Source organism: Parafannyhessea sp., from assembly GCF_051876455.1.
Lineage (GTDB): Bacteria > Actinomycetota > Coriobacteriia > Coriobacteriales > Atopobiaceae > Parafannyhessea.
The window spans coordinates 1-7,688 of the sequence record NZ_JBJEHW010000212.1 but is presented as its reverse complement, the minus strand read 5'-3'; the positions used below and the strand labels follow the sequence as shown (position 1 = coordinate 7,688).

The window sequence follows — 7,688 nt, the reverse complement described above, 5'->3', positions numbered from 1 at the left end:
GCAGGGGACTCTTAATCCCAAGGTCGAGGGTTCGACCCCCTCACGACCCACCATTTAAAGCGAAGCCTGGCACCTGGTGCCAGGCTTTTTGCTATCGCGGGGATGTTGTGAGGCGGGATGGAGCGGAGCGGGCAGGGTGACGCCGTCGACCCGCCCGCCCGTGCCACGTCGCTATGCGGGGTTGCCGCCGCCCAGCGCGAGCGTCTCTCGCGCGCCGCGGCTCGCGGCGTCCGGGTCGAGCCAGCGGCCGGACCCCTTGAGGCTGAGGCCGCCCAGGCCGCCCGCCTCGAACTCGTACACGCGTGGCTGCCCGGTGGGGACGTTGACGCTGCGGATCTGATCGGCCGTGAGCCCCTCGATCACCTTCATGAGCGAGCGCACCACGGAGCCGTGCGTGACTACGAGCACGGTCTGGCCAAGCAGGAGCGGCGGCGTGACGTAGGCGCCCCAGAACGGCTCCAGGCGCGCGATGACGTCCTTGAGGCACTCGGAGCGGATGGCGCGCGGGTCGATCCCGTCGAGCCCATCCTGCGAGGGCGTGCCGTAGCGCGGGTCGTTACCCTGGAAGTAGGGGGAGTCGAGCGCGATCGCGGGCGGTCGCACGTCGAAGCTGCGGCGGTACGTGTTGAAGAGCTCGTCGCCGTAGTGCTCGCGCATGGCGGGGCGCGTCTGGCCCTGGAACGCGCCGTAGTGGCGCTCGTTCAGGCGCCAGCTGCGGATTACGGGCACCCAAAGGCGGCCCACCTGGCCCAGGGCGATGTCCGCGCTCACGATGGAGCGCCCCAGGAGCGACGTGAACACGGCGTCGGGAAGGATGCCCGCCTCGCGCATGAGCCTGCCGGCCTCCGCCGCCTGGGCTCGCCCGCGGTCCGTGAGCGGCACGTCCACCCATCCCGCGAACCTGTTGACCCTCTTGTCGGTCCATGCGCTCTCGCCGTGGCGCATGATCACGAGCGTTGCCGTTGCCATGCCGGCCTCCTGGTCCAATCGATGGCTCGTCCCCATGATGACAGGTTCGCGCGGCCGCGGCCCAAGTTCTTCTCGCCCTCCACGGATGCTGCGACGCATGGAGCTTGCGCGAAGCCCGCCAATTGGGCGAGAAGAGCGCGCGCACGTGGCAGCGCGGGTACATAATGTGCTCACGGTCAGTTCGTCCCGTGTGACTCGGTAACCGTTGGAGCTCGACCGCTCCGAGAAGCGAAAGGAAAAGCAAATGGCGAAGTCAGACATCGAGATCGCCCAGGAAGCGAAGATGCTTCCCATCACCGAGGTGGCCAAGAGGGCCGGCCTGAAGCCCGAGCAGCTCGAGCTCTATGGCAACTACAAGGCAAAGGTGGACATCCACTCCCTCAAGGACGCGCCCGTCAAGGGCAAGCTCGTGCTCGTGACCGCCATCAACCCCACGCCCGCGGGCGAGGGCAAGACCACGACCTCCGTGGGCCTGCAGGACGCCCTGCGCGCGCTGGGCAAGAACTCGATGCTCTGCCTGCGCGAGCCCTCCCTGGGTCCCGTGTTTGGCATCAAGGGCGGCGCCGCCGGAGGCGGCTACGCGCAGGTCGTCCCCATGGAGGACATCAACCTGCACTTCACGGGCGACTTCCACGCCATCGGCGCGGCAAACAACCTGTGCGCCGCCATGCTCGACAACCACATCAAGCAGGGCAACGCCCTGGGCATCGACCCGCGCCGCATCGTGTGGAAGCGCTGTGTCGACATGAACGACCGCCAGCTGCGCAGCATCGTGGACGGCCTGGGTGGCGTCGCCAACGGCATGCCGCGCGAGGACGGCTTCGACATCACCGTGGCATCCGAGGTCATGGCGTGCTTCTGCCTGGCCACGGACCTGATGGACCTCAAGGCGCGCCTGGGCCGCATGGTCGTGGCGTACACCTACGACCGCAAGCCCGTGACCGTGCACGACATCCACGCCGAGGGCGCCATGACCGCGCTCCTCAAGGACGCCATCAAGCCCAACCTGGTCCAGACGCTCGAGGGCAACCCCGCCTTCGTGCACGGCGGCCCGTTCGCGAACATCGCGCACGGCTGCAACTCCGTCGAGGCGACCATGACCGCCATGAGGCTCGCGGACTACGTCGTGACCGAGGCCGGCTTCGGCGCGGACCTGGGCGCGGAGAAGTTCCTGGACATCAAGTGCCGCGCGACGGGCCTCAAGCCGTCGGCCGTCGTGCTCGTGGCGACGGTGCGCGCGCTCAAGTACAACGGCGGCGTGCCCAAGGCCGAGCTCACGAAGGAGAACCTCGACGCGCTCAAGGCTGGCATGCCCAACCTGCTGCGCCACGTCTCCAACATCAAGGACGTGTTCGGGCTTCCCGTCGTCGTCGCAATCAACGCGTTCCCCACGGACACCGAGGCCGAGCTCAGGCTCGTCGAGGAGGAGTGCAACAAGATCGGCGTGAACGTGGCGCTCTCCGAGGTCTGGGCAAAGGGCGGCGAGGGCGGCCGGGCGCTGGCCGAGGAGGTCATCCGCCTGTGCGACGAGCCCAGCGACTTCCGCTTTGCCTACGACGCCGACGACACGATCGAGAACAAGATCAACGCGATCGCGAAGCGCGTCTACCACGCGGACGGCGTGGACTTCACGACGAAGGCCGCCAAGCAGATGAGGCAGCTCGAGGAGCAGGGCTTTGGCAAACTCCCGATCTGCGTGGCCAAGACCCAGTACAGCTTCACGGACGACCAGCACAAGCTGGGCGCCCCCGAGGGCTTCAGGATCACGGTGCGCAACCTGCGCGTCTCCGCGGGCGCGGGCTTCGTGGTGGCGCTCACGGGCGACATCATGACTATGCCGGGCCTGCCCAAGGTTCCCGCGGCGGAGAAGATCGACGTCACGCCCGACGGCAAGATCGTGGGCCTGTTCTAGCACCGCCCGCGACGCCGAACTCAGACCATGGTTTTGCGGGGCGTCCCCTGTGGGGCGCCCCTGGAAAGGCTCGAACATATGTCAGATACTCTGGTTGACGGCAGCTGCGCCGCGTTCGCGGGGCGGCTCGCCGCTCGCACGTCCGTGCCCGGCGGGGGCGGGGCGATCGCCTACGCGGGCGCGCTCGCCGCTGCGCTGGGCTCGATGGCGGGGGAGTTCACCATTGGGAAGGCCCGCTACGCGCGGTACCAGGACGACCTCGAGCGCATGCTCGGGGAGCTGGCGGAGGTGCGCGAGCGGCTGCTTGTCCTGGTGGACGGCGACGCGCAGGCGTTTGCCCCGCTTGCGGCGGCCTACGCGCTGCCCAAGGACGACCCCACGCGCGCGGACGCCATCGAGCTCGCGACCAAGGGCGCCACGAAGGTGCCCCTCCAGGTGATGGAGGAGACCTGCCGCGCCATCGACCTCCTGGAGGAGATGGAGGAGAAGTGCTCCGCCATGCTCGTGGCGGACGTGGGATGCGGCGCCGCGCTTGCGGAGGCCGCCCTCGAGGGCGCGGGCATCAGCGTGTACGTGAACACGCACAACCTGCGTGACCGCGAGTTCGCGGACGACGCCGAGGGGCGGAGCGAGCGGATGCTCCAGACCTTCTCGCCCAAGGCGAGGGAAGTTTCGAAGCGCGTGATGGCACGCGTGAGGGGGAGGGACCAGATTGGCTGAGGTTCTTAAGGGCGCGCCGGTCGCCAAGGCGCTCACGGAGAGGCTCGCGGCGCGTGCGGCCGAGCTGTCGGCCCGCGGCGTCACGCCCAAGCTGGCCCTGCTGCGCGTGGGCGAGCGCGCGGACGACCTTGCGTACGAGCGCGCGGCCGTCAAGCGCTGCGACAAGGTTGGCATCGCGGTGGAGAAGGTCGCGCTGCCGGCCGACTGCGGCCAGACGGAGCTCGAGGCCGCGATCGACCGCGTGAACGCGGACGCGTCCGTCCACGGCTGCCTCATGTTCCGCCCGCTGCCGGCGCAGCTGGACGAGCGCGCCGCCTGCGCCAGGCTCGACCCCGCCAAGGACATGGACGGCGTGACGGAGGGCTCGCTCGCGGGCGTCTTCTGCAACGTGCGGCGCGGCTTCCCGCCCTGCACGGCCGAGGCGGTGCTCGAGCTGCTGCGCCACTACGGCGTCGCGCTCGAGGGCGCGGACGTGGTCGTGATCGGCCGCTCGCTCGTGATCGGCAGGCCGGTCTCCCTGATGCTGCAGGCGGCCAACGCCACCGTCACGATGTGCCACACGAGGACCCGCGACCTCGCGGCCAAGTGCCGCGCTGCCGACGTGGCGGTCGTGGCGGCGGGCCACCCCGGCACGTTTGGGGCGGACTGCGCCGCGGCCGGCCAGGTCGTGGTGGACGTGGGCATCAACTGGGACGAGGCCGCGGGCAGGCTCGTGGGCGACGTTGACTTCGACGCGGTCGAGCCCATCGTGCGCGCCGTGACGCCCGTGCCCGGCGGCGTGGGCTCGGTCACGACGGCCTGCCTCGCCAAGCACGTTATCGAGGCTGCGGAAAGGACGCTTGACTGATGATTCCGGAGACGAGCTCGTACCGTGCGGCACAGCCCACGGGCGAGAAGGACCGCTTTGGCCGTCCGCTGAACGACCAGGGGTTCGCCATGATGGACAAGCCGCGCGCCGAGGCCGCGGTGCGCGAGTTCCTGCTCGCCATCGGCGAGGACCCGGATCGCGAGGGGCTTCGCGGCACGCCGGAGCGCGTGGCGCGCGCCGCGCAGGAGCTCTTTGGCGGCATGCAGGAGGACCCGGCCGCGCACCTGCGCAGGCAGTTCCAGGAGGACCAGAACCAGGAGATGGTCGTCGTGCGCGACATCCCGTTCTCCTCCATGTGCGAGCACCACATCCTGCCCTTCGAGGGCAGGGCGAGCGTCTGCTACATCCCGCGCAAGGGACGCATCACGGGGCTCTCCAAGATCGCGCGCTGCGTCACGGGCTACGCGCACCGACTGCAGGTGCAGGAGCGCCTGACCTCCCAGGTTGCCGACGCCCTCATGCGCGAGCTCGACCCGCTCGGCGTCATGGTGGTGATGGAGGCGGAGCACACGTGCATGACCATGCGCGGGGCCCGCGCCGCCGGATCCTCCACCGTCACGAGCGCCGTGCGCGGCGTCTTCAAGAGCGACAGCCGCACGCGCGAGGAGGCGCTGCGCCTGCTGGGCAGGTAGGCGGAGCCGCGCTAGCGCCTGCCGCCGCGGTCCCCCGGGTGGCGGCTCAGCCTCTTGGCGGTCTCGCGCTTGGGCTTGCCCGCCGGGCCGTACGGCATGGCCTTGCTGCGCCTGCGGGATGCCGCCTTGCCGGCGGCCGAGTGGCCCGAGGGCTTCCCGGCCGTCTTCGGCTTCCCCTCGCCACGGGCGTGCTTTCTGGCGGGACGCTTTGCCTTGCGGCTGGGGTCATCCTCGCGGCGGGCCTCGGCCTTGCGCCTGGCTGGCGCCTCAGCCTTGGGGCGCGCCCCGCCCCTGGCCTGCTCGCCCTCGCGTTCGGCGCGCTCGCGCTCGCGGCGGGCCTTGCGCTCCTCGGACATCTTCTTGCGGGCCTTCTTGCCTGGAAGCTTCTCGTGGGGGTCGCGGTTGGGGTCAAGGCGGACGGGCTTCTCGCCCAGGTCGAGCCCCTCGGCGCGCGGGTAGGCCGGCACGACCTTGCCCATGAGCGCCTCGGCGTCGCGAAGCTCCAGGTAGTCGTCCTCCGTCACAAAGGTCAGGGCCCAGCCGGTCTCTCCGGCGCGGCCCGTGCGGCCGATGCGGTGGATGTAGTCCTCGGCGTCGCCCGGCACGTCGAAGTTGATCACGTAGCGCACGTCGGGGATGTCGATGCCGCGTGCGAGCACGTCCGTCGCCACCAGAACGTCGACCTCGCCCTCGCGGAAGTTGCGCAGGGCGTTCTCGCGCTGGCGCTGCGAGCGGTTGCCGTGGATGGGCGCGCACGCGATGCCCGCCTTGCGGAGCTTGCGGCAGATGGCGTCGGCGCGGTGCTTGCCGCGCGTGAACACGATCACGTGGCGCGGCCCCTCGCGGCGCAGCACCTCCGCGAGCACGGCGTTCTTCGCCTCGCGCGAGACGGCCAGCACGTACTGGTCCACGTTCTCCGCCGGGGTGCCCTTGCGAGCGATCTCGATGCACACGGGGTCGCTCACCAGCGAGCGCGTGCTCGCCAGAGCCTCGTCGTCCAACGTGGCCGAGAAGAGCAGCGTCTGGCGCTTGGCCGGCGTCTTGGCCACGATCTTGCGCACAGCCGGCAAAAAGCCCATGTCGAGCATGCGGTCGGCCTCGTCAAGCACGAGCACCCCGACCTGCGATAGGCTTGCGTGCCCGGAGTCGATCAGGTCCTGCAGGCGTCCGGGCGTCGCCACGAGCACGTCGCAGCCGCGCTCGAGCGCCTGGTACTGCGGCTCGTACGCGACGCCGCCCACCAGCGTCACCGTCCGGTGGCCGGTGTGTCCGCAGATGGTCGCCGCGACCTCGTCGATCTGCTGCGCGAGCTCGCGCGTTGGGGTGATGACTAGCATGAGCGGCCCTTCGCCTGCAGCGGCGTGGCCGAGCCCGCTCAGCGTGGGGAGGAGGAACGCCTCCGTCTTACCGGTGCCCGTCTGGGCGGCGGCCAGGACGTCCCTGCCCGCGAGCACGGCCGGGATTGCCTGCGCCTGCACGGGGGTCGGCGTCGTGTGGCCCAGCTCGGCGAGGGCGTCCATCACGGCAGGGGACAACCCCAGCTGCCCAAATGACTCGATCTTCTCGCCCGCGTGCCTTCTATTGTGTTGGCGGTCTGCCAATATGCACTTCCAATCATGTCGCTTACGGTGCTAGGGAATCGTATCCAAAAATCCGCCGCCCACGCGCCGCGCTGGCCATCTACCAAATAAACCCACCCGCGCCGACCTGCCCCGCGCGTCTCCGGACCAGCGTTACCATGGCGCTGTATGCACGAGCGGCGGGGTCGGCCCGCCGCCTAACGGAGGGAGCGCGCATGGAGGGCGAGAAGGACGAGGACGTTTGGCGGGAGGGCGGCCTCGGCCACATCCGCGCGCTCCTTGAGGACGACCCGCGGCTGGTGGAGCGCGTGGTGGGCGAGACCAGGGTGTGGGACGGACGGATCTTCGGCGTGCGTACGCTCGACGTGGAGCTGCCGGACGGCGGGCGCGGCGTGCGCGAGGTCGTGCTGCACCACGGAGGGGCCGGCGTCGCGGCCGTGCGGGACGGGCGCATCTGCCTGGTCAGGCAGTACCGGGTGGCCATGGGCCGCATGAGCCTGGAGATCCCAGCGGGAAAGCTGGACGCGGGCGAGGAGCCGGAGCGCTGCGCCGCGCGCGAGCTCCGCGAGGAGACGGGGCTCGTGGCCGGGCGGCTCGAGTTCGTGGGCCGGGCGGCGGGCTCCATCGGCTTCACGAACGAGACCACGAGCATCTACCTCGCGCACTGCCTGAGGCAGGGGAGCGCGAGCCCAGACGAGGGCGAGTTCGTGGACGTGGCGTGGCTGCCCGTGCGCGACGTGCTCGAGGCGGTGCGCGCGGGGCTCATCCAGGACGGGAAGACCATTATCGGCGCGCTCGCGGCCGTGGAGCGCGGGCTCGCGTAGCGGCACCTGTTGCCCGGAATGGAATCGGCCCCGGGGAATGATCCCCCGGGGCCGCGGCAAGTCTGGTGCTCCCTAGGCGATTCGAACGCCTGACCTGCGGTTTAGAAGACCGATGCTCTATCCAGCTGAGCTAAGGGAGCGTGCGTGCTTGATGTTACCACGAAGTGGGCGCGTCCTTCTCGC

General features: G+C 70.2%; 7 protein-coding genes and 1 tRNA gene. 5 read left to right on the top strand and 3 right to left on the bottom strand.

The features are described from left to right. Nucleotides 1-171: 171 nt before the first annotated feature. Nucleotides 172-969 carry a 2,3-bisphosphoglycerate-dependent phosphoglycerate mutase gene (locus ACI38Z_RS09025; RefSeq protein WP_439789868.1) on the bottom strand — a complete coding sequence of 266 codons (798 nt, stop codon included), beginning with the start codon at nt 967-969 and terminating at the stop codon, nt 172-174. Between the two features lie 244 nt (nt 970-1,213). On the opposite strand from ACI38Z_RS09025, the gene ACI38Z_RS09020 reads away from it, so the two are divergent. The 4 genes from ACI38Z_RS09020 (at nt 1,214) to folE (ending at nt 5,101) form a co-directional block, all read left to right on the top strand. Next, a complete protein-coding gene (locus ACI38Z_RS09020; RefSeq protein ID WP_439789867.1) occupies nt 1,214-2,881 on the top strand; it encodes a formate--tetrahydrofolate ligase in 1,668 nt (555 codons plus the stop codon). 78 nt (nt 2,882-2,959) lie between these two features. Continuing rightward, nucleotides 2,960-3,601, top strand: a complete 642-nt coding sequence (locus ACI38Z_RS09015) for a cyclodeaminase/cyclohydrolase family protein (RefSeq protein WP_439789866.1) — start codon at nt 2,960-2,962, stop codon at nt 3,599-3,601. Further along, the gene (locus tag ACI38Z_RS09010; RefSeq protein ID WP_439789865.1) at nt 3,594-4,448 is read left to right on the top strand and encodes a bifunctional 5,10-methylenetetrahydrofolate dehydrogenase/5,10-methenyltetrahydrofolate cyclohydrolase; all 855 of its coding nucleotides are present in this window, start codon (nt 3,594-3,596) and stop codon (nt 4,446-4,448) included. The genes ACI38Z_RS09015 and ACI38Z_RS09010 overlap by 8 nt, the downstream gene beginning before the upstream one ends. Nucleotides 4,449-4,537: 89 nt before the next feature. Further along, a complete protein-coding gene (folE, locus tag ACI38Z_RS09005) occupies nt 4,538-5,101 on the top strand; it encodes a GTP cyclohydrolase I FolE (RefSeq protein ID WP_439789869.1) in 564 nt (187 codons plus the stop codon). A gap of 11 nt (nt 5,102-5,112) precedes the next feature. On the opposite strand, the gene ACI38Z_RS09000 is transcribed toward folE, so the two are convergent. Continuing rightward, nucleotides 5,113-6,702 carry a DEAD/DEAH box helicase gene (locus tag ACI38Z_RS09000; protein WP_439789864.1) on the bottom strand — a complete coding sequence of 530 codons (1,590 nt, stop codon included), beginning with the start codon at nt 6,700-6,702 and terminating at the stop codon, nt 5,113-5,115. A 194-nt stretch (nt 6,703-6,896) separates the two neighbouring features. On the opposite strand from ACI38Z_RS09000, the gene ACI38Z_RS08995 reads away from it, so the two are divergent. After that, nucleotides 6,897-7,505, top strand: coding sequence for an NUDIX domain-containing protein (locus ACI38Z_RS08995; RefSeq protein ID WP_439789863.1), 609 nt, complete (start codon nt 6,897-6,899; stop codon nt 7,503-7,505). Nucleotides 7,506-7,568: 63 nt separating this feature from the next. Here ACI38Z_RS08995 and ACI38Z_RS08990 read toward each other — a convergent pair. Continuing rightward, nucleotides 7,569-7,645 (bottom strand) — tRNA-Arg (locus ACI38Z_RS08990). Nucleotides 7,646-7,688: the final 43 nt, after the last annotated feature.

Bases quoted from the DNA above. Each gene is read 5' to 3' on its own strand.
- ACI38Z_RS09025 (WP_439789868.1), bottom strand. From the start codon at position 969: ATGGCAACGGCAACGCTCGTGATCATGCGCCACGGCGAGAGCGCATGG.
- ACI38Z_RS09020 (WP_439789867.1), top strand. From the start codon at position 1,214: ATGGCGAAGTCAGACATCGAGATCGCCCAGGAAGCGAAGATGCTTCCC.
- ACI38Z_RS09015 (WP_439789866.1), top strand. From the start codon at position 2,960: ATGTCAGATACTCTGGTTGACGGCAGCTGCGCCGCGTTCGCGGGGCGG.
- folE (WP_439789869.1), top strand. From the start codon at position 4,538: ATGATGGACAAGCCGCGCGCCGAGGCCGCGGTGCGCGAGTTCCTGCTC.
- ACI38Z_RS08995 (WP_439789863.1), top strand. From the start codon at position 6,897: ATGGAGGGCGAGAAGGACGAGGACGTTTGGCGGGAGGGCGGCCTCGGC.